The sequence below is a fragment of the Verrucomicrobiota bacterium genome, from assembly GCA_021294815.2.
In the GTDB taxonomy this organism is placed as follows: Bacteria; Verrucomicrobiota; Verrucomicrobiia; order Opitutales; family LL51; genus LL51.
The window spans coordinates 406,622-432,361 of the sequence record CP095464.1 but is presented as its reverse complement, the minus strand read 5'-3'; the positions used below and the strand labels follow the sequence as shown (position 1 = coordinate 432,361).

Sequence of the window (25,740 nt, the reverse complement as noted above, 5' to 3'; positions counted from 1 at the left end):
TATCGTATAGCATTCAAAGTCTCCCTTTGATGCCGTTGCCTCTTTTAAGCTAGACAACATGCAACAAGGCAAAAGAGAAATCAGAGATATCAAAGCAGCAATAGCTATAGCGGCTGTGCCTTTGTTGGCGTCGCGATCCTCGCCTTAAGTGTGATTACGAGTGTATTGCAGGTTACATCGTCGATTAAGATGTAAACAAATTGGCTTGTTTGAGAAAGTTATTTAGGTTGTATTGATGCACGAATGCTCGTTTCGGGGCGCAGGTGAGTTGTTTATTCTATGACTTAGAGTGTGAGATTATTAATGAAATTATAAAATTTTCCTGTAAAGCGTTTTTTTTTTTTTTTACAAATTGCTGTATGGAAATATACTGGGTCCATGGGAGAAATGATTGGGGGTGTCAGTCGGTGGCAGGCGGCAAGGCTAACATCGGCGATTGAGAGGAAAAATCGTGAGGCTTGTGGCGGTAAATTTAAAATGTCTTCTACGACCATAGGGCAATTTTTTAAGCTTAAGAATGGCAGCAGAGCTTCTGTAGAAGCGAATATCGAAAGATTTGGCTTGAGTGCTTTTAAAGCTGGGAAATTCAATCAAGAGGGTTTTGAAAAGGCATGGGAAAATGAGCAAAAGCAGGTGAAGGACGGCATGAAGGTTGTGAACGATTTTGTTCATGGTTCGTACGATATAAAATCGAGTGCCAGTGCATATGTGAATGACTTAAATCAGCTTGTTCAGGATAATCAACATGTGATGACACAGGTGCAAATCAACCAATTTAACCAAATGCTCGCTGATATTAAAGAGCTTAAAAAGAACCTGAACCTTTTCGTCGGACAAAATCTTCTAAAAAATGATCCTAAGCAGGTCAACAACGATAAAGAGAAGCTTCGGGTACTCCAAAACGTGATTCAGGAAATTCCTAAGCGAATTGAAAGTTTTAAAAAGGAAGTTGAACAGACGGCGGCAAAATACCAAGCGGCCCTTAAGAACAAATGTAATGATTTCCAAACAAAGTTAAATCAATGCTATGAGCAAATCAATGATCTCGAAGAACGATATGAGGCGGAATTATCACAGAAGTGCGAACTCATGACAGCGGAGTTCAATGAACTTGAAAAGCTTATTGGCAACGAAACTGACCCGGAGAAAAAAGCGCAGTTACAAGATCAACTAAAAGTGGGGTACGCAAATCTGAGAGAGGCGCAACGTGGAGCAGTTATAGATCTTGAAAATGCCGCTTATAGGAAACCTTCAGATTTCGCGAATCCACTCCAAGGTATAGAGGATGCCATTCGTCGACTAGGACACGCCAAACCAAGCAAAGATTTTGAAAAATCACCAGATTTTCAGAAAGTTTCTGAGTTCTTTGCCAATACGGACCAAAGTATGGGGCAGATAAAGGAGGATGTGAATAGGAAGATATCAAGGCTTCAAGGTAAAATGACTAATGCCGAAACTGCGCTCAGCGGGCTCAAGCAGTACGCCCAATCACTGCCACAGACAAAGCTTGACCGATTTAAAGCTAAACAAGAAGAATGGAATAAAAATTTTGACGAAATTTGTGCACATCATGAAGCTGCACTGAAGGCATTTGCAACTTTGGCTTTGGATGATCCAGATTTTCAGAAAGCCTTAGAAAAGGAATATGGCGAGTTGGAGACGTATAAAACTGAAACCCGTCAGGAATTTGCTTTGGGAGTTGAGCAAACCATAAAAGAGTACGAAGCTCAACTTGAGCAGCTAAAAATCGGCGATTCAAGAAGGATTCAGGATATTGAGAAATTCTGCAAGGATATAGATCAGAACATTGGGCTTCTGAGTCGAATCGCCCCACAAGGGAGAAGCGAAAAGAAATCATTATCAAGGCTGAAGGCCAGTACTTCAACCGCTTCGTGGAGGCAGCTCAACGCATTCAATACAGCAATCAAGACCAATGTAGAAAAGGCTAATGCGATACATGCACAACACGTTCAAACTGCGGAGGATTTTAAGGGTGCTATCGATAACCTATTATCTGACGGCAAAACATTACCCGACAATATCCAATCGCTTTATGATGCTTTTGTCAAAGCCTCCGATGATTTACAAGCGGGTATCCAGGAAACAAGTCGGCAAGCAAAATCCGTTTATAGCGACTGCTATAGTGCTAAGGAGAAATTTCGAACGGCCGATGTGACGATCGATCACGAGGTTATACAAAAGTTTGCAGAGGTCCACAAGCGGTTCAAGAGCGATTCAGATGAAGTAAAAAAGAAAAATCAAGAAATTGAACCACTACAACAGGCGTGTATGGAAAAGCTGAGCGCTCTGGAAACGGAACTGCTGAAGACGCCAGCAGGGTGTCGAATTTTAATTGATAGGGATAAGGCTCAAATTGATAGATCAATCGGCTATGCTGCAACACTCGCAGAAATCACCAGATCCGCAGTTGAACCTTCAGATGAGGGTGAATTAGAATCGACTGAAGGCCAGGAACTTTTGGTTAATTTGGAGCAATTACAGGAGCTTATCGAGCAAAGTAAACAAAAGATCGAGCAGGCATATAATAGCAACGTAGCAGGCTTGAATGGGACGAATGAAGATTTTGCTCAAAACTATGAAGCATTCCATAAAGTATGCCAAGAGATTAAGGAGATGTTAGGAAAAAATTAGTACGACATAAAGTCTCAGTATGAAAATAAGGGTTTTCAAAGATTCCAATTGATAAAATTCTTCGCGGGATTTCAAAGGTCGCCGTTAGAGGAATCTTAATGCCCGATAGTGAGTTAAAGTTTCCCATTGAAAAGCATCATCGACTGATGACGGTTTCCCCAAAAGCATTTAAAAATACCAGGGAGGGGACCTTTCTTTATGTGAGAGAAGTATCTGCTTATTTTTCAATAGCCTGAAACTTGAGGTTATTCGCAAGAAGGTTAAAAAAGTTTATGTAAGGCGTTTTTTTTTTTACAAATTGCTTTATAAAGTTATACTTCAAATATGGATTTCAGAATAGCAGTTGGCCCGAGGGGATTTACTGTTACACAGGGGGAGGAGAAGATTGGAGATATCAGCGCGAAAGAAGTGGCAAAAAGCCTAATCACGAATAAAGAGCTAAAAGGTAAACGACCTGGTCCCTTTGCGCGCATTAAACAGGGCATCAAAAGCTTCATTATCAGTCGCTTACTCAAAAAAGCGGATAAAGTCGGGTTAAGCGGGTTAAGCCAGAAGGAGCGGGACAAAATAGACAATATTGGCAATATAGTGTTAGCGTATGTTAAAGCAGGGGGCTTTGACTTCAGAAAAAGGAAAGACTGCTTTGAAACTGAATAAAGCAAAGTGCCACGAGTTGCGTAATGAAAAACTGGGGTGGGATCAAAAACTTGAGTCTCTGAAGGAGACAGGGGAGAAGCTAAAGGGATATGAGCAGCACGTGGGGGCTATTGCAACAAGACCAAACTTTGCTTCTCAGGAAGAAATTCGATCGTTGCTCACAACTTTTTCGAACCTCTGTCAGGGATTTGATGGTTTGGTCACTAGTGTCAAAGATCGTCAGCTGCCGCAAGAACAAATTTCAGACCTACAAGGCGACTGCGATAAAATGATAGCAGGATTAAATATAGCTAAAGATAAGCTCAAAGAGACCGGCGCGGATTTGTGTTCATCCGCGATAAAGATGTTCGAGCAGTTGAAAACTCAGTTGGAAGGATTGTTGGGAAAAGACACCGCGGACGAAGCGTTTAAGCAACTGTCACAAGATCCCAACGCAGATGCCCCTATGTTTGTTCCAGATGAAAACGATCCCAACATGAAGGATGTCCCTTCCGAGCCACTGATAAACCAAGAGCTTAATATTAACGACTCCGATTTCAACGATGCTCCTGGTGTGGACGAGGGCTGGGGGCCGATGGGGTAGTGCATGTCGATAGGGGGCATTATCAGAAGCGCCTCTGATGGTGCCAACGTCTTAACAAATGAGTAGTCCTACGATCAACAGGCATTTGATCCGGATGGTGACATATGGACAGCAGAAGAGTCACAGATTAAGGGCGCCTACTAGGGCTCCTAAAACTCTGCCCGCTCATGAAAACTCTAAATAACTAGAACCCAAGAACTTTATGCTTCGGAGTCAGTTGGTAGACAGGCTCTTGAGCTATTAGTTTGACGAGATGGAAAAATTCCAGTTAATGGAAATTTTCCACTTATAAAAAAGTCAACTTGAAAAATGATAGCGCGAAGGCCTAGGGTGCCTTTTGTAAAAAATGATCTAAGATAATCTCCATAAAACCTACAGGGGAATGGCAGAGAATGAGTTTCTTTAACTCGTTTTTCAGTCTCAAAATCGCCTGTAAGCATTCGACCTATTTTTATTTGAGTGAGCGCGAGCCCATTCTATGTTGACCACTTTAGTGCTGAATTTCCCTGAAGAAACGTAAAAATTTCCTGTAAGGCGTTTTTTTACAAACTATCTTGTGGTGTTATGCTTTAATCGTGGATTTTAAAGTTAATGGGAAAAATGTGGGTGCATGGCAGGTGGCGAAATTGTTAGCGACTAAACAAACGCAACCGGGAGAAAAGGTTAGATTTCGGGACGTTTATCAACAGCTCGGGAATGCCAGAAAGCTGATTAAAGGAGAGAACGCTGGCGGTATGACTCGGCAAGAATTGGACACGTATGCGACGGCTTTCGTTGGAGGCGATAGGTTTCTTCTATCGAAGCCTAAATTTTCACAAAGCAAATACGACCAATTGGAGGCAGAGAAGTCCGAGAGAGAAGTTCAGGAGGCTAATTTCAATGAAGAACATTACTGGGGGGAGGAGTACGAGAATCCACTTTTCAATGGTGATCCCAATGATATCATAAATGATCCGTTTGATCCCTTTTTAGAAGACTTCAGCGAAGAAGAATGGGAATACGACAATCAAAACAATTCGGAAATTCCACCTTCCGTGAAACAGCAACCCACTGTGGCACCAGGAAATACGAAGGAAAGCATTCTATCCGACGAGCAAAACTATGATCAACAGACATTCGAGGTTGAAGAAGATGCGCAGCCTGTGTACGACGAATCGCCATTTCCGGAATTACAACCTACAGTGACAGGTAATATATCGGTGTTGAATCCAGAGTCGTTCCCTGATGACTTTGGTCCTTCGCCGCTACCGCCTTTACCTGATACGCCGCTTTCCCCGTTGGTTCCACCTTCTTCTAAATAGCCTAAGTTCTAAATATTTAATATTTATTTACAAATGAATCAATAAAACTACACTGGATGTATGACGTTTGCACTCGAAGGAGGGGGTCGGGCGAATGCGATACAAGCGGCGAAGTTGTTTGTTGCACAAAAGGCTGAACAAGGCGAAAAAGTTGGCCCATTCGCTATGATTGGACAACTTGTTAATATTGCAATAAAGGTAATGGGAGGTAAGAGTGATGTCATCAAGGATCAGCTAAACGAAAATAGAGAGGCCTTTGTGACAACAAAAAATATTTTTGGTGCTTCCAAACTCCAGTTTTCTGATGAAGCCTATCGACAATTGCGGGATGCTAAAATGAATTTACAGCATTCTTTGAATTTTTGTGAACAGAGAATCGGCATAATTAACCGTAATATCAATAAATATCCGGAGCAACTTGAATCTTTTCGCAGTCGACTCGAAGCCCTTGATGCGAGGTTAAAACCTTTTGAGCAAACGGGAAGTACAGAGCATCATGAACTTTCCAGTAAGCGTTATGAGCTTTGGAATACGTACCGCGGGCTTTCGCAAGACAGTGATTATCATCAAGCAAGAATTGGCGCATTGCAACAATCAGTAGGTCAGTTGCAACAGAAATGCGAAGAAGGGAAGCAGGTATTGGTACAGGGAAATATGGAAGAACTTCAAACACAGCGCGAAAGTATTAGGGATCTGGAGGAAAAAGTTGGTAATAGAAGTTGGGAAGTTCAGCAAGATTGTTCCTCCATCGAACGTGGGATTGAGGAACTTGAGCAAAAATTGAAGACCTATGAGGATAAGGCTGAGGTACAAAACGCTGTATCGTTGTACGCTCATTCTCCTCAAGAAGAGGACGACTGGGAGAATAATTTCACGCCATTGGTTCCATTTGTCAGCGATGAGGTGAATGCGGTTCCACCATATGGCGATCAGGGTTTTGTTATGCCAGAGAATTCGTTCGATGAGTTCGGGATGCCACACGGCCAATTCTTCTTTGATCCATCTTTCAGCCCCAATGAAATTTTCAACCCCAATGAAATAGCACAGCAGGCACACGTTGATAATTCAATGCCAGATATCCAAGGGACAGAGTCGCCCGATGAACAAAACTATGATCAGCAGACATTCGATGTTGCAGAAAGTGCGCAACCTGTGTATGACAGTGAAATTCCCTCATGGCAATCCACCACGTCTGACAACGCGAATACGTTTGAAGGGTTCATTCCACTAGATCCATATGACTTCAGTTCTTAGGAACCGTTTGGGACCTCCAACTATCCGCTTCCGCCTTCCGCAGAGGAATTAGGTTTAGAACCATTAATACCCGAGAGTTTTCAAAAAAAATCCTCCGATCCGCCCTCTGGCGAGCAGCTGCTGTAAAATGAAGGGATGGAATGACGTAATTTAATATTTATTTACAAATTAACCAATAATGCTATACTCGCAATATGAGCGTTGTTGAGCAGATCAGGAATAATTTTCAGACCAGGCAAATGCAGTGGGAGATGGCGAAATTCGCTGTCGCGGAGAAGGGACTGAAGGTCAATTTTCGGAATGTTGCCCATGAGTATCGCCAGATCAAGAGCATGCAAATGAATTCAGCAGAGGCAATGACGTTTTATAAAAAGCTGGGTGAGTACATTAACCACGACGGTTTCGATTTCAACGGGGACAAGTTCAAGTTTTCCGAAACAAAGTTCAAGAGGGCGAAACAGAAGATTGATGAGGCGCAATACAAGGAAGAGACGCAGCGCCTCAAAAAGCAGGAGGAGCAACCCGGGAAGGATAAATACATCGCCAATTGGCAAGGGGTTCAGCGCGGTTTTAAGGAATATCGCTCTCTGCTCGATCAACGCCAGAAAGCGTATCAGGAACTCGACTTGAAAATACAGTTTCTCAAAGGGGCGAAGGATTATGTTGTTGGACAACTTAAGCCTAAAGCGGATCAGCACCGAGGAGGGAGTTTCAATGGCTTGAAAGAAGTAAACGAAATAAGGGATCTCGCTACGAAGTTCGATACCATTCTGAAGAATTTTGAGGCGAAGAAGACACAACTTCGCCGAACAGATGAGGCCCTGCGTATGGCTAAACCCGCTGTTAATGCCGCATTGGAAATGCCAGAACTAACAGAGAAAGACTTGTTACAATACCAGCAAGTAGACGATAATATCTACGAATATCTTAAGCCACTTGGCCCGCAGATCAACAAAGAATTGGGCGCAGAAGGTGCTAAGGCCCTGAAAGATTTACAATCGCAGGTCGACGAGTTTACGGCAAGTCTGGAGTCACAATGGAAGCCTGAGGTAAAGGAAGAAATTCAACTCTACCGAAAAGAACTCGACGAGTACGGCAAGGCGATCGAAGACTCTCGAAAAAAGCTTCGGGCAAAGTGTGACAAAGAAAAAGCGAATCTAGAGGCAATGAAATCTTTTATACAAGGCCAAGATCTCAATTCTGCCGATAAAGATCCATCACTTCAGGCCATCAACCAGGGCCTTGCGGATATCGAAAAAATTTTCAGCGGATTTGTGGAAAAATTCCATTCGTTTGATGTTGCGAAAGATTCTATTGTGTGTTCGGAGCGAAAGATCCGTGGTGCAGGTGGCAATATCAAGACTCTTGAAGATGAGATGGAAAATACGATTAAGGAGTTTCGAAAATGCATGTGTTACTGGAAGGAAAATCATCATTCAGAGGATGAAGAAGACTCGGGTTATTTTGATTTAAGTTATGGAGAAGATGCAACTCTCCTATTAATCGATCACCGGGTCCGAGAAGAAAAAGACGCGGCAAAACAGAGTCTTCGCAAGATCCCTGACGAGGTTATCACGAAAATGAATTCTGACATGCGGGAGATCGTCAAGATGTGGCAAGGTCTACAGAAATTGCCAGCCCAGACGAATCCCTAATGGGACGGAACAAACATTCAAATTTCAGATTCACTTTAATATGGACATCAACATCAATGGAGCAAGCTGCCGCATCAGCCAGTGGGAACTTTCGAAGCTCCTGGCCTCGGAGAAGGCGATGATAGATGGTAAGTCAAAAGCGGGCTTCTTGGACGCGGTCAGGCAGAGCGGAATCGCTAAAAAAATCATCAACGATAAGTCCGGCTATCAAGAAGGGCTGAAACCCCTTTTGGAAGATTATGTCAAGAGAGGCGCGTTCGTAGTCAAAAAGGGAAAATTAAAATTCGTCAAAAATCAGTTACTCGCTGCTCGGACGGACCGTCAGCAAGAGCGGAATGAGATCAATTCCATGCGTTCTTCTTGGCAGGCAATTCGAGGCTCAGTTGTTGAAATCGATAAGCGCTCAGAGAGCCGCCAAGCGACATGTGCAAGACTTTCCAATCAGCTTAAGTCCCTTAACGACGCCATTAGTAATCTTCATTCCCAAGGAATAACTGTGCTCAAAAGCATAATCGATCAGCGCGACGCCATTCAGAAAAAACTCGATGAACAGATGACTTCGATTGAAACAGTCCGCAAAAATTGTCGTTTTTTCCAAGAAAATGTCGATGCCTCGATGGCGCTAAAGAATCAAGAATTATCCAAATTTAAACAGGAAAATGACACGATCAATAAAGGGTTTAACTGGATTATTAGCACGATGGACAAAAAACTCGGCGTTGAAGAAGATCATAGCATAATAACAGATTTAGACGATGAAGCTACGGCCCTCCAAAATACACTCAACGATTTTAAGAAGCGCGCGGAAGAGCTGCAAGCAACGCTACCAAGAGCTAAAACAGAGTGCAAAGCTTACGGTGGCTGTATAGAGACCTGTCGCTCGAAGATTAAAACAATGTGTGATGGAAGGAAAAGACTTCTCGATACCATGCAAACGTATATTCCGAAAGAATGGAAAAACGATGCCAGTAATCCGCATATCCAAAAAATTAACCGGATTCGTAATAAAATAGAACAACTCTACCTCCAGGTGGAGGAGCAACTGCAACCATATGACAATCTCAAGGAAAACATAAAGCAAGCTGAGAATTTTTTAAATGGCAAGGGTGGTAGCGATAGCAAAATTGACCTGCAAAATAACCTTATAGCGTTTCAAGAGTTTGTGGATTCTGAAGGGACAATTCCCGAGGAGAAGTCGCATTTGCGAGATCCTTCCAAAAATAATGATAATTCTGCATTTAGTGGGCTCGCAAGCCGGTTGCAAAAAGCGACTGACGACGTCCGCAAATCCCTTAACGCCAGGGAAAGGAGTCTTGATGATTTGGTAGAAAATATCAGCAAGGATAATCCTGAAGTCGCTAAAAAAATCCGAGATTTTCTCGAGCGCAGCAAAGGGAGATTTTGTTTTGGTTATCAAGTAGGTTAGCGTCCAGGAATTTCAATAATTGTTTCCGGAGACTATGCACTTTCAATTGGGGAATTTACTATGAAAATCGATATTAATGGATCTAGCTACGGCATTACTGCATGGGAAGCGGCGAAGTTCCGCACAGAGCGGCAGGGTGGAACAATTTTTGGTAACTTTGTGAAGCAAGTCTGGGGGAGCTTAACGAACTCGGAAGACTACAGGGCGACCAAAGCCAAGATCATAAAATACGCCAATATTCAGGGATTTGATGTAGACGAAGGAAAGAAGGCCCTGAAGTTTTCTGCACAGCAGTATCACAAGGCGAAGAGCACAAAGCACCAGCAGAAAATCGAATATCAGAATCTCGAGCAAAAAATGGCACCATACAGGGCAAAAGCTGAGGAGTATCAGGCGAAGATCAGTCCCTATCAGGAAAAAGTAGATGCCTACAAGGCGCCCTATGAGACCAATCGGAGCGACTTCAAGTCTCAGTTGGACTCTTATTCCGAGGCCATCAAAGGCATAAAAGACCGGCAAAAGAGGCGGGAGCTGGAAGCACACCACGGTGAAGTTACTCAATTGTTTGAAAAATATTACACCGCGATGGCGGGAAAGTTTGTAAAAGCGGGTATTGCGAGTGCAAAATTGAAGGAGTCTATCGAGAATTTTAAAGAGGCAGTCCAATCCAACGCCGATAACGTGCAAAAACTTCAACAGGAAGTGGAGAAGCAGTTTAAAGAGTTTTACGACGCCGATGGGCAGGTTCAGTCGAAGTACTGGGGCGGATTAGATACATCTAAAAATACAGAAGAAATGCTCTTAAGGACAAAATTGCAGGCTCTCGATTTGGCAATTAAGGAGGCAAAGGAAGCCCAGGAGAAGTGATTATTGGGGGCCTGGCAGTCCCCAGCAAGAGCAATTTCTGTATGTAAGTTGTTGAAAATTTTATCAATAAATGCCGCTAGAGTTTAAATAATTTATTTACAAAATATGTAAAAATGTTATGCTTACTCCATGAACATTAGCATTGATCATTACATTGAAACTTCCGATATCCCTGTTGGGAACTATACCATTAGCGATGAAGAGCTCAATAAGCTGCTGGCGTTAGAGGTATATGCCAGTAAGTATCAGAATTTCGATTCTTGGGATGCGAAAGAGATAAAGAAACTCCTCAAGAATACTAAAAAGGTTCAACAATGGGCCAGCCAGTATCGCATTGACGACGCCCAAAAGCGCACTCTGGTTAATGAGCACCTCCAGGCGGGTGGATTCAAAAAGGCGCGCATAGGTCGGAAGCTAAAATTCTCCAAATCGCTTTACCTAGTAGCCAAGAGAAAACGAAACCAGTGGGAACATGAGGCCCAGCAAAACCAACAGGAAATCGCGGAAGAACGGGCAAAACTGCAGAGTCAGTTCGAGCAATGCAATGAAAAGATTCTGGAACTCACGACGGAATGGAAAAATAGGCTAGCCAAGGTTGCGGAGACTGTACGCTCCTGTGACGCAACTTTGGTTTCTTTATTGATGCGTTTGGGTCTACGGGATCAGGGTGTCCATGATTCATGTAGTTCTCTCGAATCCTTTCTGGCATTTAAAGATTGTGTGCGGCGAGTTTTCGATACCGAAGGGATGTTTAGCTCGCTTCCCAATAAGTACAAGGATATAAATTTTGCCATAAAGAAGGCCTCTAGCAGCAAACAACTGCAGCACTTAACCGGGGTTGTTGATAATTTTTGTACGATATTAGCTTCAGATGAGGCATTGACGGTAAATGGTTCACAGGTTGGGTTCGATCTTTCTGGGCTTTTGAAGGACGAGAAAGCATGTAACCATGCGATCAAAAGCTGGATTCAGGAGGTTGTTGAAAAATTACAAGGACTCGAAAAAACTCAAAGTGACAGCAATAAGTGGGATCTGAATGATTCGATTGGGCGTTTGCAAGAAATTGCCGGGGATATCGATCAGTAACCGTTAATAGATAAAGTGGTTGTCTAACCATAAATTTCCCCTTCCTTCTTGCCTGAGGGAGGGGCGTTTTTTTATTGGTTGCTGTGTGTAGTGCTCGGAGTCGAAGGGGATTATGGACAAGGGCGCTATGTACCGGTGGCGCGGTGCGCACGATAAAACGATCGTCGAAGCGACGGTTGGTGAGCTCCGATTGGGAGCAGGCGCTGAGGGAAAAAACACAAAACCACGCATTTCAGGGGCGAATTTTAGGTATTGATCCTAGCTTGCGGGGAACTGGTTTGGCAGTTTTAGAAGTTTTTGAGGATCACCGGATCGCACTGGTTTATTCCCAAACCTTAAAAATCCCCGCAAAAGAGAATTTGCTGTCCTGTACAGGGAAAATCCATAAAGGAGTGGCGGAGATTCTTAATAAGTACCAGCCCGATGTATGCGCGGCGGAGCAGACAATTTATGTCCAGAACTTCCAAACGGCGCAGATAATGGGAATTGCACGTGGAGCGATTTTGTCAGCCGTTGCGCTCGCAGAGAAGCCGCTCTATGAATACGCGCCGCTGCGGATCAAGCAGGCCGTGTGTGGGTATGGTCGGGCCTCGAAGGAACAGGTGTCGCGGATGGTGCAGGGGATTCTGAAAACTTCGCTTGAAGTCGGGTTTGACGAGACCGATGCCGCCGCTGCCGCGCTGTGTTGTCTGTGGAATATCGGGACGCCTGTTTCTTAGAAAGAGCGGTCTAGGACCGCTCCCGTTATAACTCTGGTGGCACCGACTCGGCTTCCCGCGCCTCACGCAAATTTGATAGAACGTGGTTTATGGACCCACGAGTTTCGGTTGAGGACTCCTGGAATTGCGGTGCTCCTGTACCCAGAAAATTGCGTTGGACTGGGCCAAAAATATGGCTGACGACGACATCAATGCGTCCGAGATTGCTAATCCCGATTTCGTGTTTTAGGACTTGTGCGATGGCCTGTTGGATGTGAAGGCTGACGGGTTGCGCATCATGAGGACACGAAAGTGTGACTTTAATCCGGATCTTTCGGAAACGCGAAACGCAGTCGACGCGAGCCTTGGCCTGGGGGACAACCTGCCGACAGATCTTTTTGATAAAATTTTTGAGCGCCGATTGCTTGAGGTAAACAATCCCGTGGTTATCAGTGTGAATCCGAAGGACTGTTGCGCGACGGAAACCCAATAGCCGTAAAATGAAAAACAAGAGATGGATCGCGAAAGTCGCTATGGCGATGATTGCCAGCCACTTAAAAATGGGGTGGTCCGTAATGCTCTGAGCGAGCGCTTTCCACCATTCCAAACTCCATAAGCCGGAAAAAAAGTTTCCGATTGCTTCCATAGGCTCTTCAGGATAGACGATTTTTCAAAAAGAAAATAAAAAAGATCAAAAATATAAAAGAAGTCCCGGTTAACTGAGGCAAGAGTTTTACGGAACCATCATGCCGTGTGCGACCTTTTTGACGACCTCGGCGTTGGTAAGATAGCGGAGAATCGCGAGACCGAAGGGGATCCCCGCTGCTGGACCACAACCAGTAATAATATTGCCGTCAGTGACCACGAGTTCATGGAGGCGTGCGTGAGGGGTGAGCTCCTCCATAGAAAAGTGCGCCGTGTAGCGGTGTTTCTCTAAAATGCCGAGATCATACAGTAAGATCGGAGCAGCGCAAATCGCAGCGACGAGATGGCTTGCCTGATAGTATTGTCGGATAAGCTCCGAGACCACGGGGTTATGGCGCCATTGGAGTATCCCAGGGCCACCTGGAATAATCAACGCATCGAAAAGCGCTCGAGATTTTCCGATTTGAAGATCTTCGATCGATGTCTCCGCTTTGAGCGCTAGTTGATGCGCACCAGTCACCATTGGCGCGGCAAGCGAGGCAGTCATCACCTCAATCCCACCACGCCGTAAGACATCGATGGTACTGACGGCTTCAATCTCCTCGAAACCGTCAAATAGTAATACACATGCGGTACTCATCGTTCCTGAAGTTTTCCCATTTTAACCAATCCAGCCCTTAGATGAAGGGGTTTCCTTCCTCCCACCATATTCGATCGAAATTTTGGAGCCATTACCAGTACTGATACAGCAGCGTCAGACCGCCTCAGCGAGTTCAGGGCGGAGAAACGCGATCTCTCGGCCGCTGCTGGATTCAAGTTCATTCCAGTGACGGAGGCGGAGTTCGATCACCGCCATACCGGCATTGGGAAAGTCCTTGTAATCCCCATCCGTAATGGATTCGAGGAGTTTTGTGACACCATCGTTGTGAGCGATAATCATGACCGAATTCTTTTCATCCGGTAAAAGTTGGAGAATTTCGCGGATTTTTTCAAGGTCCGCAGTGTAGAGTTCCTCACGGATATCGATGACATTTACCAATAGCCCAAAGACCTCACGGATATGTTTCGCGGTATCGATTGCCCGCCGAGCGCCGCTGGTTAAGATGATACTCGGGCGCATTCCACGGGCGACCATTTGCGTTCCAATCGACGCGAGTTCTCGTTTACCCTGCTCATCCAATTCCCGCTCACGGTCGATCGCACCGACCGCCGCATGAGCATTCCTTACGATATAGAGTCGTTTCATATTCTTATTCCCATACCATCGCCCATCAGGGCATAGAGTTCAATTCCGTTGCCAGAATTTTCACAAAGATCTTCCGCGAAACGTATCTTATTTTTTTGGAAAATGGTTATAACCGTTGAGCCTCCGAAACTGAAGAACCCTTTTTCTTCTCCTTTATAGTAAATCCGGCCGACTTCTGCAGTTTGGGTAATACTCCCGACGCACGTGGCGCCGACTTCGACCATGAGAAATGGGCCGAGATCCTCCGATTGAAGTACCGAAACAATTCGCTTATTTTCGCATAGAATTGCAATCCGTTCTCGGGTCGCGATCGGGTTGACTGACTTGTAGTCCCCTTTAATCAAATAGATACGCTGAATACGGGAGTTACACGGAAAGTGAAAGCGGTGATAATCGACCGGAGCTAACCGGGAAATCACCATAACGCCATCTTTAAATTTCTGTGCCAGCTTCTCGTTTTGGAGGAGGGTTTTGAGGGTGAGTTGCTGGCCTTTAACAAAAAAGCTTGGGAGTTTCGATAGATTTGGAATATAGAGGTGACGCCCATCGGCGGGGAATACGACTTTTTGTGGCCCTACGGCAATCGGCCGGGCGTTGATCTTTAGCTGTCGCGTAAAGAAGTCATTGAAGGAGGTAAATTCGTTAAGCTGTTTTACGCACATTGACGTATCAATCTGATACTTTTCGACAAACGGCTTAATCTTCTTTTTCGACGAAGGCCATCGCATGAGCCAGCCATAGAGATCCGAAACTGCCTTGCGTTTAACAACCTGATTTAGGGCTAACTTTCCAACCGCAGAGCTATAGAGAAATCGAAGAAAGGCCTCGCCGTACACTTGCTCTTGTTCGAGTTTTTGCGTATATCGGTTGAAAAACTGGACCTCCTTCCCCATCGATACGGAGGCGAGTGAAACAAATTTTTTCTAAATGGAAAGGAAAATTTGAAACAGCTCACACTTGACGATTCGCGATACATGTCAACGCCAGATCCTCTGAGGTACATTAATTTTTGTTTCAAAGGCTTTTGAAGCGTTATTTTAATAGTACCCCTGGGCGATGAGATGATTCAGCTGGGTCCCGGCGTAGGGGAGGTCATCGGGATACGTCAACCCCAACCAGTGTGCTTGCGTCGGTATTAGCTCCATCGGTGTCGGTGCATCGGATGCTGTGACCGCTGTTGGGAGGAAAAATTCGGCTTCTTTGTTGGAGGCGTTATCCTTAAGGAATGCCTTAAATTTGCGCTCTAAAATTGGAAATATCGATCGATTCAATGCAAAGAGATTGAGTGATACGGATTGCTGAGAAGGAAGTGTCACCTTCCGCTGTGAGCGATGTTCAACGGCTTCGATGACGCCCGAGGCATTGCGTTGGATCTGAACATATTCTTCGATATGAATGATTCGGTTTCCCTCTGTTCGAATTACCCCGCGCGAAACCGCCCCGTTCGGCGAAAGCGTGTTTTCTAAAAAATATCCAACGCAGCCGTAGTTTTGAGCTCCGGGATGGCACAAAAACTGCACCGCATCGTCCACAGCCTCCCGGCCATAATAGTCATCCGCATTGAGGACCACAAACTGCTCCCGTGTAAAAGGCTCCGCACAGAGGAGGGCATGTCCCGTCCCCCAAGGTTTTGCCCGTCGAATCGCGTGTGGCACTTCCTGATCTTGAAATACAAAATCAAACTTCATTTCTGGCAGTGCGGGAACCAGCTCTTGTTGGAAGTAGGGCAACAAACTCGAACGTGTAACGATGACGACATGCCGAACGCCAGCCTTCTGCGCATCGACGAGGTTAAATCGGATTAGTGGCCACTGATACCGCGATAAAGCGACAATTTGCTTGGCCGCTCCAAACCGCCGTCCCATCCCTGCCGCTAGAATAACCACTGATATATCTTTCACACATTAAGGGTGAAAATTATAAACTAAATGACCAGAACGAATCGGGAAGAATGTTTGATGTTTTAATAAAAATTTATAAAACTAGCGCATGAACATCGGCTCTATTGGTGCAAGTATCGTTAATTGGTTTAAAAGTCTTCCGAGCAAGTTGTGTAGTCTTTTCCGAAGAGGGAAGGGGAATGTTCAGATTTCAAACGCCCAAGGGAAAGATCCTAATGTCCATAATGGGACACTAGGAAGCGTGGGCCTAGGCGATGCTCAGCATTTTGAGAAATCTGTCAACCGTACGCGTCAAGCGCCTATGTCATTTGAAGCGTGGTGCGGCCTGTGTACCACGGAGAGGGAAAATATTCGCGCCCAATTTCAAACCAATACGACACTCAGCCAGACCATTAAGCAATTTGTCGCCAGCGAAGCGTTTATCGATGATACTGAAGTCGGCAAGGCAGCGTGCCACAAGTTTGCAAAGGAAATTTTTGCCCAAGTGCTCAATGGTATGACTCAGACAGCGCTGGGGACACACGATATCGCGCTAGAAGTACGGCAGTGCATTTTTCATTTCGTGGCGGAATTGGACGAGGCTAAAACAAGAAATGATTTTGGCCCATGGACAGATGATGTCGAACGCCTGTGCGATGCCTTCACACCAGAGGTTGCGGCGGAATGTACGGCGCACATGGAAATCATCGAGCAGCCCGAAGACAATTCTCCCATTTGGATACCCAATACAACGGACACTGGAGAAACTGCGTTTCCGAGAATTAATCCTTAGTTCCGTTGGCCATCTGCTCCAAGAACGCGAATTTGTCCTGTATGCGTTCCGTCTCTTCCGCAATTAGTTGCTGAGCGCGCTCCGGGTGGTTTCGTTGTAGGGCGTTAAAGCGCGTTTCGCCAGCCATGTAGTCCGCCAGCGGTAGCGTCGGTGACTTGGAATCGAGCTGGAATTTGCCCTTCGGATCATAGCGGTAGAGGGGCCAGTGGCCGCATTGAACCGCCTTTTTCTGCTGATCGAGTCCGCGACGCAGATCAAACCCGTGCGCAATACAAGAGCAGTAGGCGACGATCAACGACGGGCCACGGTACGCATCCGCTTCCAACATCGCTCGGACAGTCTGATTGTTATTGGCACCCAAAGCGACTTGCGCGACGTAGATGTTGCCGTAGCTTATGGCGAGACGGCCAATGTCTTTCTTGGGAAGCGATTTCCCCTCAGCCGCAAACTTGGCGATCGCACCCGCGGGTGTTGATTTCGACTGCTGACCTCCGGTGTTAGAATATACCTCCGTATCGAGGATGAGTACATTGATATCACGGCCACTCGCTAAAACATGATCGAGACCGCCGTAGCCAATGTCGTACGCCCAGCCATCGCCACCGATGACCCAAGTCGTCTTGCGGATGAGGTTTTCCGCGAGATCACGAAGCAAAATCGGCTCCGAGGTGAGATCGATTTCCGTGAGCCGTTGTTGTAATTGCCGGACGGCTTGGCGCTGTTCTGGAATGGTCTTTGCCTTATAGATTTTGTCGACCAGTGACATCCCGATGACCGTGGCGTTTCGTTGAAGGAGTTCGCTCGCAATGAGGCGTTTCTTTTCGGTTGCTAGCTGGATGCCAAAGCCGAATTCTGCGTTATCCTCAAAGAGCGAGTTTGCCCAAGCAGGACCACACCCTTCCACATTTACTGTATACGGCGTGGTTGGAAGATTGCCACCGTAAATGGAAGAGCACCCCGTTGCGTTTGCAATCAACAAATGATCGCCAAAAAGCTGGGTTAAAAGCTTGATATACGGAGTTTCGCCACAGCCAGCACATGCGCCTGAAAACTCAAAGAGCGGCGTCCGGAACTGAGATGTTTTCACGTCTTTGACTTCAAGAATTTCTGGTGTCGGTAACTGTTGAAAGAAAGTGTAGTTTTGTTGTGCCTGCTTGAATATGGTTTCTTTTGCGACCATGTTGAGCGCCTTTTTCGTTGGATCTTGACGATTTTTCGCAGGACAAACTTCATGACAGAGACCACAGCCCGTGCAATCCATCGGCGATACCTGGACGGTAAACTTTTGACCGGCTATAGTGCGATAATTGGCAGAAGCAAACCCTTCGGGAGCACCATTGAGCATTGATTCAGGGTAGTATTTTGTGCGGATTGCGGCGTGCGGACAAACCGAAGAACATTTATTGCATTGGATACAAATCGAAGGATCCCACTCGGGAATTTCCTGAGCGATATCGCGTTTTTCCCATTGAGATGTCGCACTCGGCCAACGCCCATCGATTGGCATCGCGCTGACTGGTAGAGTGTCGCCCTCTTGTCGCATCATCGGTGCGATCACGTCGCGAACAAATGCCGGTGCCTCCGGTGAGACAATTTCGGAGCGGTGTAAATTGCTGTTAACGGCTTGTACCGGGACCAGATGTAAGTGTGCGAGCGCCTGCTCAACTGCTTCGAAGTTTTGCTGAATAACGGCTTCGCCTTTTTTAGCGTATGTTTTCTGAATCGCCTGCTTAATTTTGGCGATCGCCTCTTCACGCGGTAAAATACCCGAAATCGCAAAGAAACACGTCTGCATGATGGTGTTAATGCGGCCGCCCATGCCTGCTTGGCGTGCAACCTGATAGGCATCGATTGTGTAGACTTTGAGGTGTTTTTGCGTGATGTCTTCCTGTACTTCGCGAACAAGATGTCCCCAAAGATCTTCGGGAGAATAGGGGGCATTGATAAGGAGTGCTGCTCCATCACGTGCGTGTTTTAAAAGGTCGTAGCGATTGATAAACGAAAATTGGTGACAGCCAATAAAGTCTGCATTTTGAATGAGGTAGGGCGCTTCGATCGGTTCATCACCAAACCGCAGGTGTGAAATCGTCATCGCACCAGATTTTTTCGAGTCATAGACGAAATATGCCTGGGCGTACTGGTCGGTTTCGTTGCTAATGATTTTGACGGTATTTTTATTTGCGCCAACGGTTCCATCCGAGCCGAGACCGAAAAACATCGCCTCAAAAATATTTTTCCGCGGCAGTTGGTAACTGGGGTCATACGCCAACGATGTGTTGGTAACATCATCGTCAATTCCGATGGTAAAGTGATTGCGTGGGTTCGGCTTTTGGAGCTCGTCAAAGACCGCTTTTGCCATGGCTGGCGAAAATTCCTTCGACCCTAACCCGTATCGTCCACCGATGATGCGTATGGAACGTCCGGCTTGTTGTAGTGCGGCAGCGACATCTAAGAAGAGTGGTTCGCCGAGTGCGCCTGGTTCTTTAGTACGATCTAAAACGGCAATCGATCGTACCGTTTCGGGAAGCGCTTTAATCAAGTGTTCGAGTGAAAACGGTCGAAAGAGCCGTACCTTGAGGGCGCCAACTTTTTCGCCATGGCGGTTGCATTCTTCCGCAACCTGACGGAGGGTCTCGGTGCTTGATCCCATCGCGATGACGACACGGTCTGCATCGGGCGCACCGTAGTAGTCGAAGAGCCGGTAATGACGCCCAGTTCGCTGAGCAAGTTTGTCGAAATATTTTTCCAGAATTGCGGGGACGCGTGCGTAGAAAGCATTACCCGCTTCGCGTGCCTGAAAGAAAACATCTGGGTTTTGCGCCGTTCCTCGAATCGAGGGATGATCCGGCGTTAGCGCCCGCTGCCGCATCTCCGTAATATATTGTTCTTCGATGAGGGCACGAAGGTCGTCATCTGACAGTAATTGACAGTTGTTAATTTCATGTGAGGTCCGGAAGCCGTCGAAAAAGTGGACAAATGGAATCCGTGATTCGAGGGTCGCTGCGTGTGCGACTGCAGCCATGTCGTGGGCCTCTTGAACGGACGACGATACCAGAAAGGCAAAACCGGTCGATCGGCATACCATCACATCGGAATGATCGCCGAAAATCGATAGCGCATGGGTTGCAACAGACCGTGCTGTCACGTGCATACAGAATGGTGTCAATTCCCCTGCGATTTTGAACATGTTGGGGAGCATTAATAAGAGTCCCTGTGAGGCGGTAAAAGTGGTTGCTAAAGTACCCGCTTGTAGCGCACCGTGTAAAGCCCCGGCGACACCGCCTTCAGACTGGAGTTGGGCGATATCCGGCGCGATTCCCCAGAGATTTTTTTGACCTTTTGCGTGCCATTCGTCGCAAAACTCAGCCATAGCTGAAGAAGGCGTAATCGGGTAAATGGCGATGATTTCACTCAGGCGGTAAGCGACCGATGCCGTTGCCTCATTTGCGTCGAGAATCGCGAGGTGCGTTTGTTTCATGCTTTCAGGGCAAAAAGCAGAAAAAGCGGTCTCCGTCAATGGCGATTCCACGGATAACGTTGGATGTTAAGTATGTATTATAATTTTGTAAAAAAATATTGTAAGTGATTTTTATAAAATTATTATAAAATATATGTCAGATATGCCAAATAATATTGCATACCACGAGGCCGGGTATGCGCAGGGACAGGAACGGCCCGCGTATTATGGCCGCCCATTTTTATCGAAATTTCAAGATGTAAATGTTCGCCGAAGTCCAATGCTCAAGGGAAAGCGCCGTTTGCCGTCTCAACTACAAGATTGGCAGTACGATGACTTTGAAACTGAAATAAAGCCTCAAAATATTCAACCACAAGTGCCCGAGGAGATGACAGTTCCAGAGCCAGACGCTATCTTTCAGCAAGAGCTCGATTTGACGCCAACCCAGGGACAATCCTACCCCATAAGCCCGGTATCTAACGCGCCACTAGCGAAGAAGGATCGTGCATTAAACTTCAGCGACCCACATCAAGCTGTCGTTTGGGAGGTGGTCGCACAGCTCAAAGATACGGTGAATCGCGTGGATTTAAGCCGAGGGATCAATCCTGAGTATCTCAATATGTTGGGCAAGTTCGCGGAGAAAGGCATGCAGAATATCGAGTCTTACCTCCAAAGTCACCAAAGTAAGGATTCGGAAGGGGCGCTTCAGGAGGCCTCAATGTATTGGACATATTATCAGCAGATTCGTGATACATCCAAGATGTTGCAGTGGAATTGCGGACAGCTCAACCAGATTCTCAGCAGCATTACTCCGAGCGGTGTTTTCAACAACAATCGAAGCAACGCGGGGGCGCTCATTGCGGCCATTTTAAGAAATTTGGGTTGCACGACATTTGCGGGCAAGAGTTTTAGTGTTGATCAAGTCCGGAAGGCCGTTTTATGTGCAGTTTTGACTCCGTATACTCAGGTCAATAATGATGGCACGGCAGCAATTGCTCATAATTTGCGCCGGAATAACCCAATCCAGATACTAGAGTGGATTGCGCAACTGGTGCAAAACGGTTACATGGAAGCCCCTGAGCGGCGTACCCGGATCCCACTCATCTCGGAATTTTTCAAACGTTCCGTTTTAGAGCATCTTACGGGTAAAAAAGTGTCGACGAGGTCCACGGGGACTATCGAGATCTTCGACGTGGTTAGCGCCTTCGAAAATGCGGGACCAGATCAGACGTGCAATGCCTTAGCCTTAGCCTTTGAGACCGTATTAGAGTCGCTATGTTGGGGTGGTAGTGAGCAATCCGATTTTAATAAAATATTTTCCAATTTAGGCTATACCGCAGATACGAAACATATACCTCTTTCCAAGATTTGTGCCTATGTGAAGCAGATGTCCGGCACTCAAAGCCTGGATTATGGGGCACTCCCCGTTGTTTTAGTGTCGTATCTCATCATCGGTCTCAACCAGTACCTTCAAAATATCCGCCAGCTCCAGGCGACAGATCCGCAGTGGGGTTCCTGTGATCTCGATCGGGTGATTGCCTTTTGGTATCCCAATGATTCGGAGCAGCCTGTTTTATTAAACCTGAATGTTCCACAATACTTACAGGAAGAGTTGCGCAACAAAATCGCCAATCCTGGTGCCCCGTTATTTACAAGCCGCGATGTTGAGAAAGTTTTTGAACATCTAGACCAGCAAAGTGCTCCGATCATTATAGGTGAGCTGGGACCTTCGATTGGAGGAGGCAACATCGTCTTCCATCCCAACAATCAAACGAAAGCCAATCCTCTGGATTATGCGGAAGTGGATGATGAGATTCTAGCGCGTATTTTCGGTTCACCAGAGACATGGGAACATGCCGTCATGAGTGCCGTTATAACCACCCCAGGGGCAATGTATCAATTAGGGTTCTCTAAGCGACAGGCTTTTTCCGGCGTAATGAACGGAAGCAATGTGTCCGGTAGCTATGCGATCGTCCCGAATTTCAGTGGACGCCAATCCGGACATCTGGTACCATCGGATGCCAATAACGGTGGAATGCTTCAAAAAGTCCGCAATGGAGTTGCAAAAACGCGAGAGGGAATAAAAACAGCTCGGAAGAAACTCAAAGAGACTGTTACAATGGCGAATAAGGCGTGGAGAGGAGCGCAATGGGCATACAACAAAGCGAAATCACTTGGCGCCATATGGAAAGATCCCGATATGGGTATCCCGGAAAAATTAGGCAAAATGGCCCTAGTATTACGAGAGCAACCCAATGAGGACACGAATGTCCAACAGAATGTTGATGATGGAAGTTTCTTCTCGAGGGCGGGTGGTTATTTGCAGCGACTTCAAAACTTTGCCGATGGGACTGTGCCGAATGAGGGCGGTGATGGAACCGTAGTACAGGAAGGCAATCCATGGGATTGGGCAGACAACATTTTAGGAGGCGTACAGGCGGCATGCGATAATTTCGTAGGTCAGAGACCGTCGGTGAGTAATACAACTCCTGGATACGCATTTAATCCATACTCTGCGCCGTTTCACGGCAATAAACCTCAGCAAATGCTCACATGGGAAGGCATGAAAGCGACAGGACCGACAGTTGAGGAAATCGACAACGATATCGATTCGGCGCAAGGTATGCCTCACTCCATTGTACAGCCTATTGTTGAAGAGCCCGATGACGAGTCAGTTTCAACACCGGGTGGCTCACGTAATCTCGTGTCGTACGATTACTACAATCCCAATTATATCTTTCCGCGTACGTTAGGGTACGCTAAGGATGATACCAATACCGCGAGAGATGCCAAGGATGCAGGGATTCCTGATCAAGATGTAAACTCGGAGGTTATTTCAGGGCGCGGCTCTGCGAATAAAGTCTGGAATGCTGCGAAAGACAAGGCGCAAGCTTTCTCTAAATGGTGGCGCGGGTCTAGCGCATCGGTCGCAGAATAAAGTTAAACATTAAATGATAACAAAATTCCTCATCCTGGAGAAAAATCCAGGGCGAGGAATTTGCTTTTGGGAAAATCTAACTGCTTGCCTAAATTCGTTGAAACGAGATAATCGGTAGAGCTCGACTTTAATAAGTCTTAAAGCGCATCAACGGGGGAACCGAGGTTGTGGAATAGCGATTTTTTCTGGAAGATTTCGACGTAATCGTGAGCGGCTTTACGGCAATCCGACAATACCTGTTGTGCCTGTCGGGACCAAAAAGTTTCCCCCACCTGATCGGTTGGTTTGAGGTGTACAAGCGCTGGGGCATTTTGCTTTAGTTCACGCTGCAGATCCTCGGTACTTTCCTTATTGTTTTTGCGAAACCTCCCCAACATTGCCCACAGTACACCATAACGTGAGGCGATGGGTAGTACGACTTGGAGCACAAGGCGGCCGAGATTTTGCGTAATTGCAGTTGTTTCAATCTCGGGGTGTTGTTTATGGATCGCGTTGTATTCGTGCGCAAGAAACTCCTGAGCGTAGCGAAAAAGCTCGTTAGCACAGGCTCCGCGAGCGATCTGTTGAAAACGCCCTCCTTCGAGATTCATTTTGTAGTAAAACTGCTCGAATCGTGGGCCGTAGATGCTGCGATCGGTAATCTTCAGATGCTTGGAATAATCCGTGGCGATAGTCTTGAGGCGTTCAAATACTTCCTGGGAATTGCCGAGGAATGGGGCCAAAAATGTATCGATTCGATCGGTAGCGTCCGCGAATGGCAGTACCTGTTCGAGAACGGCATTGAAGAGCTCGTCGTGTTTATCTGCTGGGACCGGCTGCCCGTACATTTCCTCAAGATAAGCGAAGTTTTTCTTCAAAATCGTCCGGTAAAGCACAGAGATTGGCGGCGGTGGCGGATCGGTTTCGGCCGCCGAGGCTGTTACCTCTGCGGCTACCGATAGTGCTGGAGTCGCTGCTTCCGTAGATTGTTCCCTGGTTTCTTGTTGAATGATACTTTTGAAGAAAGCGTTGCGCTCGGCCCAAAGAATTTCGAACGCATTTTTGCCCAAAACCTCTGCACGTTTCTGCGGCGATGCTTCCTTCCCGATATTTTTAACGAGCTGCCTGGGCATGGGATTTAATCCCAAAGCCCTCGTCGGGAGAATGCCTAAAAATAACGCCCAACCGGCAACACCAACGAATTGACAATACAACTTCCCATCCATCCGCTGGCGACACTAACCGATGATTGCGTTTTGGCAATGCTTAATAGGGGAGAGGAAATTGTTTGGTGAGTGCAATAACGCGTTCACGGACCGTAGCAATGATGGTGTCATTATTGAGATTCCTCAAAACGGTATCGATAAATTCGGCGATTTGGAGCATTTCGGGTTCCTTCATACCCCGTGTCGTAACTGCGGGAGAGCCAATGCGCAAACCGCTGGCCTGGAAGGGGCTCCGGGTTTCTCCGGGAACGGTATTTTTATTCAGCGTAATGTTGGCTTTTTCGAGGGCCATCTGGGCATCCTTGCCGCTGACGTCGGGGAGCGTTGCGCGTAAGTCGACCAAGAAAAGGTGGTTATCAGTTCCACCGCTGACGATGCGGTAACCGCGCTGCTGGATTGCGGTACAAAGTGCTTTTGTGTTGCGCAAAATCTGTTCCTGGTAGGTGCGAAATTCCGGAGAAAGCGCCTCCTTAAAGCAGACCGCCTTTCCGGCGATGACATGCATCAGCGGCCCCCCTTGTGTCCCGGGAAATAACGCCGAATCGATACGTTTAGCGAACGCTTCTTTGCACATAATCATCCCACCGCGAGGGCCGCGAAGCGTTTTGTGAGTTGTCGTCGTCACAAAGTCTGTAAACGGTACGGGCGAGGGGTGAAGGCCAGTCGCGACAAGTCCCGCAATATGGGCGATATCGGCCATTAGAAGTGCACCGTGGCGGTGGGCAATATCTGCAACGTGCTCAAAGTCGATTGTCCGGGCGTAAGCCGAGGCACCGATGGTCACTAGTTTCGGTTGGACGGTTTTGGCGAGCTCCTCGAGGGCGTTGTAATCGATAAATTCGGTTTCTCGATGAACACCGTAGTGCGTCGTCCGATACAGCATCCCACTGATATTTTTGCTGTATCCATGGGTTAGATGGCCACCATCCTCGAGTGACATCGTTAAGATGGGGTCCCCGGGGCTGAGGCAGCTCAAATAGACCGCGACATTGGCTTGGGTTCCTGAATGAGGTTGTACATTGACGTGTTCGCAGTGAAAGAGCTGTTTTGCCCGTTCGATGGCCAGTGACTCGACCTGATCGACAAATTCGCAGCCGCCGTAGTAGCGCTTTTGGGGATAACCTTCGGCATACTTGTTTGTCAAAACACTGCCGACTGCCTGGATAACGGCGGGCGAGGTGAAATTTTCAGAGGCAATGAGCTCGAGGTGCTCTTCTTGGCGCTGATGTTCGCGTTCGATAATTGCGGCGACCTCGGGATCAACGTGTGGTAAATCTTTTTGGGAATCCATGCTAACTTTACCTCAGATCAAAGTGTTCTATCGACTTGAATCAATCGAGAAATCGTAGACCCAAAGAGAGCGATTTCAAAAAATATTAAACTTTGTGTTGACAATT

20 protein-coding genes are annotated in these 25,740 nt (G+C 46.6%); 12 read left to right on the top strand and 8 right to left on the bottom strand.

What is annotated here, in order from left to right; genetic code table 11:
- The first annotated feature begins 378 nt into the window (after positions 1-378).
- The 10 genes from LW808_002065 (at position 379) to LW808_002020 (ending at position 12,200) form a co-directional block, all read left to right on the top strand.
- Positions 379-2,652 carry a hypothetical protein gene (locus LW808_002065; GenBank protein ID UPA28829.1) on the top strand — a complete coding sequence of 758 codons (2,274 nt, stop codon included), beginning with the start codon at positions 379-381 and terminating at the stop codon, positions 2,650-2,652.
- Between the two features lie 324 nt (positions 2,653-2,976).
- Positions 2,977-3,309 carry a hypothetical protein gene (locus LW808_002060; GenBank protein ID UPA28828.1) on the top strand — a complete coding sequence of 111 codons (333 nt, stop codon included), beginning with the start codon at positions 2,977-2,979 and terminating at the stop codon, positions 3,307-3,309.
- Positions 3,251-3,892, top strand: coding sequence for a hypothetical protein (locus LW808_002055; protein ID UPA28827.1), 642 nt, complete (start codon positions 3,251-3,253; stop codon positions 3,890-3,892). The genes LW808_002060 and LW808_002055 overlap by 59 nt, the downstream gene beginning before the upstream one ends.
- A gap of 575 nt (positions 3,893-4,467) precedes the next feature.
- Complete coding sequence (locus LW808_002050) at positions 4,468-5,193, top strand: hypothetical protein (GenBank protein ID UPA28826.1); 726 nt, start codon at positions 4,468-4,470, stop codon at positions 5,191-5,193.
- A 60-nt stretch (positions 5,194-5,253) separates the two neighbouring features.
- Positions 5,254-6,447, top strand: coding sequence for a hypothetical protein (locus LW808_002045; protein ID UPA28825.1), 1,194 nt, complete (start codon positions 5,254-5,256; stop codon positions 6,445-6,447).
- Between the two features lie 194 nt (positions 6,448-6,641).
- Complete coding sequence (locus tag LW808_002040; protein ID UPA28824.1) at positions 6,642-8,102, top strand: hypothetical protein; 1,461 nt, start codon at positions 6,642-6,644, stop codon at positions 8,100-8,102.
- A gap of 40 nt (positions 8,103-8,142) precedes the next feature.
- Positions 8,143-9,528 carry a hypothetical protein gene (locus LW808_002035; GenBank protein ID UPA28823.1) on the top strand — a complete coding sequence of 462 codons (1,386 nt, stop codon included), beginning with the start codon at positions 8,143-8,145 and terminating at the stop codon, positions 9,526-9,528.
- A gap of 60 nt (positions 9,529-9,588) precedes the next feature.
- Positions 9,589-10,395 (top strand): hypothetical protein, encoded by an 807-nt coding sequence (locus tag LW808_002030; protein UPA28822.1) that lies wholly within the window; start codon positions 9,589-9,591, stop codon positions 10,393-10,395.
- A gap of 129 nt (positions 10,396-10,524) precedes the next feature.
- Positions 10,525-11,481 (top strand): hypothetical protein, encoded by a 957-nt coding sequence (locus LW808_002025; protein ID UPA28821.1) that lies wholly within the window; start codon positions 10,525-10,527, stop codon positions 11,479-11,481.
- Positions 11,482-11,660: 179 nt separating this feature from the next.
- On the top strand, positions 11,661-12,200 hold the full coding sequence (locus LW808_002020) for a crossover junction endodeoxyribonuclease RuvC (GenBank protein ID UPA28820.1): 540 nt from the start codon (positions 11,661-11,663) through the stop codon (positions 12,198-12,200).
- Positions 12,201-12,225: 25 nt separating this feature from the next.
- Here LW808_002020 and LW808_002015 read toward each other — a convergent pair whose 3' ends face one another.
- From LW808_002015 to LW808_001995, 5 genes are all read right to left on the bottom strand, one after another.
- Positions 12,226-12,825: an alkaline shock response membrane anchor protein AmaP gene (locus LW808_002015; GenBank protein UPA28819.1), complete on the bottom strand. Its 600-nt coding sequence runs from the start codon at positions 12,823-12,825 to the stop codon at positions 12,226-12,228.
- Positions 12,826-12,912: 87 nt separating this feature from the next.
- Positions 12,913-13,464, bottom strand: coding sequence for a DJ-1/PfpI family protein (locus LW808_002010; protein UPA28818.1), 552 nt, complete (start codon positions 13,462-13,464; stop codon positions 12,913-12,915).
- 114 nt (positions 13,465-13,578) lie between these two features.
- The gene (locus tag LW808_002005; GenBank protein UPA28817.1) at positions 13,579-14,070 is read right to left on the bottom strand and encodes a hypothetical protein; all 492 of its coding nucleotides are present in this window, start codon (positions 14,068-14,070) and stop codon (positions 13,579-13,581) included.
- On the bottom strand, positions 14,067-14,963 hold the full coding sequence (gene asd / locus LW808_002000; protein UPA28816.1) for an archaetidylserine decarboxylase: 897 nt from the start codon (positions 14,961-14,963) through the stop codon (positions 14,067-14,069). The genes LW808_002005 and asd overlap by 4 nt, the downstream gene beginning before the upstream one ends.
- Positions 14,964-15,107: 144 nt before the next feature.
- Complete coding sequence (locus LW808_001995; protein ID UPA28815.1) at positions 15,108-15,971, bottom strand: NTP transferase domain-containing protein; 864 nt, start codon at positions 15,969-15,971, stop codon at positions 15,108-15,110.
- Between the two features lie 88 nt (positions 15,972-16,059).
- Between LW808_001995 and LW808_001990 the strand changes: the two genes are divergently transcribed.
- Complete coding sequence (locus LW808_001990; protein UPA28814.1) at positions 16,060-16,743, top strand: hypothetical protein; 684 nt, start codon at positions 16,060-16,062, stop codon at positions 16,741-16,743.
- Here the strand turns inward: LW808_001990 and nifJ are convergent.
- Positions 16,733-20,221, bottom strand: a complete 3,489-nt coding sequence (gene nifJ, locus LW808_001985; GenBank protein UPA28813.1) for a pyruvate:ferredoxin (flavodoxin) oxidoreductase — start codon at positions 20,219-20,221, stop codon at positions 16,733-16,735. The genes LW808_001990 and nifJ overlap by 11 nt on opposite strands.
- A 142-nt stretch (positions 20,222-20,363) precedes the next feature.
- On the opposite strand from nifJ, the gene LW808_001980 reads away from it, so the two are divergent.
- Entirely contained in the window at positions 20,364-23,138 is a 2,775-nt protein-coding gene (locus LW808_001980; GenBank protein ID UPA28812.1) for a hypothetical protein, read from the top strand.
- Between the two features lie 137 nt (positions 23,139-23,275).
- Here LW808_001980 and LW808_001975 read toward each other — a convergent pair whose 3' ends face one another.
- Together LW808_001975 and LW808_001970 are read right to left on the bottom strand one after the other, a co-directional pair.
- Complete coding sequence (locus LW808_001975) at positions 23,276-24,343, bottom strand: hypothetical protein (GenBank protein UPA28811.1); 1,068 nt, start codon at positions 24,341-24,343, stop codon at positions 23,276-23,278.
- A gap of 40 nt (positions 24,344-24,383) precedes the next feature.
- On the bottom strand, positions 24,384-25,634 hold the full coding sequence (locus tag LW808_001970; GenBank protein UPA28810.1) for a serine hydroxymethyltransferase: 1,251 nt from the start codon (positions 25,632-25,634) through the stop codon (positions 24,384-24,386).
- Positions 25,635-25,740: the final 106 nt, after the last annotated feature.

What these genes read in the sequence shown, in the direction of transcription:
- LW808_002065 (UPA28829.1), top strand. Translation starts at nt 379, where the DNA reads ATGGGAGAAATGATTGGGGGTGTCAGTCGGTGGCAGGCGGCAAGGCTA.
- LW808_002060 (UPA28828.1), top strand. Translation starts at nt 2,977, where the DNA reads ATGGATTTCAGAATAGCAGTTGGCCCGAGGGGATTTACTGTTACACAG.
- LW808_002055 (UPA28827.1), top strand. Translation starts at nt 3,251, where the DNA reads ATGTTAAAGCAGGGGGCTTTGACTTCAGAAAAAGGAAAGACTGCTTTG.
- LW808_002045 (UPA28825.1), top strand. Translation starts at nt 5,254, where the DNA reads ATGACGTTTGCACTCGAAGGAGGGGGTCGGGCGAATGCGATACAAGCG.
- LW808_002040 (UPA28824.1), top strand. Translation starts at nt 6,642, where the DNA reads ATGAGCGTTGTTGAGCAGATCAGGAATAATTTTCAGACCAGGCAAATG.
- LW808_002035 (UPA28823.1), top strand. Translation starts at nt 8,143, where the DNA reads ATGGACATCAACATCAATGGAGCAAGCTGCCGCATCAGCCAGTGGGAA.
- LW808_002030 (UPA28822.1), top strand. Translation starts at nt 9,589, where the DNA reads ATGAAAATCGATATTAATGGATCTAGCTACGGCATTACTGCATGGGAA.
- LW808_002025 (UPA28821.1), top strand. Translation starts at nt 10,525, where the DNA reads ATGAACATTAGCATTGATCATTACATTGAAACTTCCGATATCCCTGTT.
- LW808_002015 (UPA28819.1), bottom strand. Translation starts at nt 12,825, where the DNA reads ATGGAAGCAATCGGAAACTTTTTTTCCGGCTTATGGAGTTTGGAATGG.
- LW808_002010 (UPA28818.1), bottom strand. Translation starts at nt 13,464, where the DNA reads ATGAGTACCGCATGTGTATTACTATTTGACGGTTTCGAGGAGATTGAA.
- LW808_002005 (UPA28817.1), bottom strand. Translation starts at nt 14,070, where the DNA reads ATGAAACGACTCTATATCGTAAGGAATGCTCATGCGGCGGTCGGTGCG.
- asd (UPA28816.1), bottom strand. Translation starts at nt 14,963, where the DNA reads ATGGGGAAGGAGGTCCAGTTTTTCAACCGATATACGCAAAAACTCGAA.
- LW808_001990 (UPA28814.1), top strand. Translation starts at nt 16,060, where the DNA reads ATGAACATCGGCTCTATTGGTGCAAGTATCGTTAATTGGTTTAAAAGT.
- nifJ (UPA28813.1), bottom strand. Translation starts at nt 20,221, where the DNA reads ATGAAACAAACGCACCTCGCGATTCTCGACGCAAATGAGGCAACGGCA.
- LW808_001980 (UPA28812.1), top strand. Translation starts at nt 20,364, where the DNA reads ATGCCAAATAATATTGCATACCACGAGGCCGGGTATGCGCAGGGACAG.
- LW808_001975 (UPA28811.1), bottom strand. Translation starts at nt 24,343, where the DNA reads ATGGATGGGAAGTTGTATTGTCAATTCGTTGGTGTTGCCGGTTGGGCG.
- LW808_001970 (UPA28810.1), bottom strand. Translation starts at nt 25,634, where the DNA reads ATGGATTCCCAAAAAGATTTACCACACGTTGATCCCGAGGTCGCCGCA.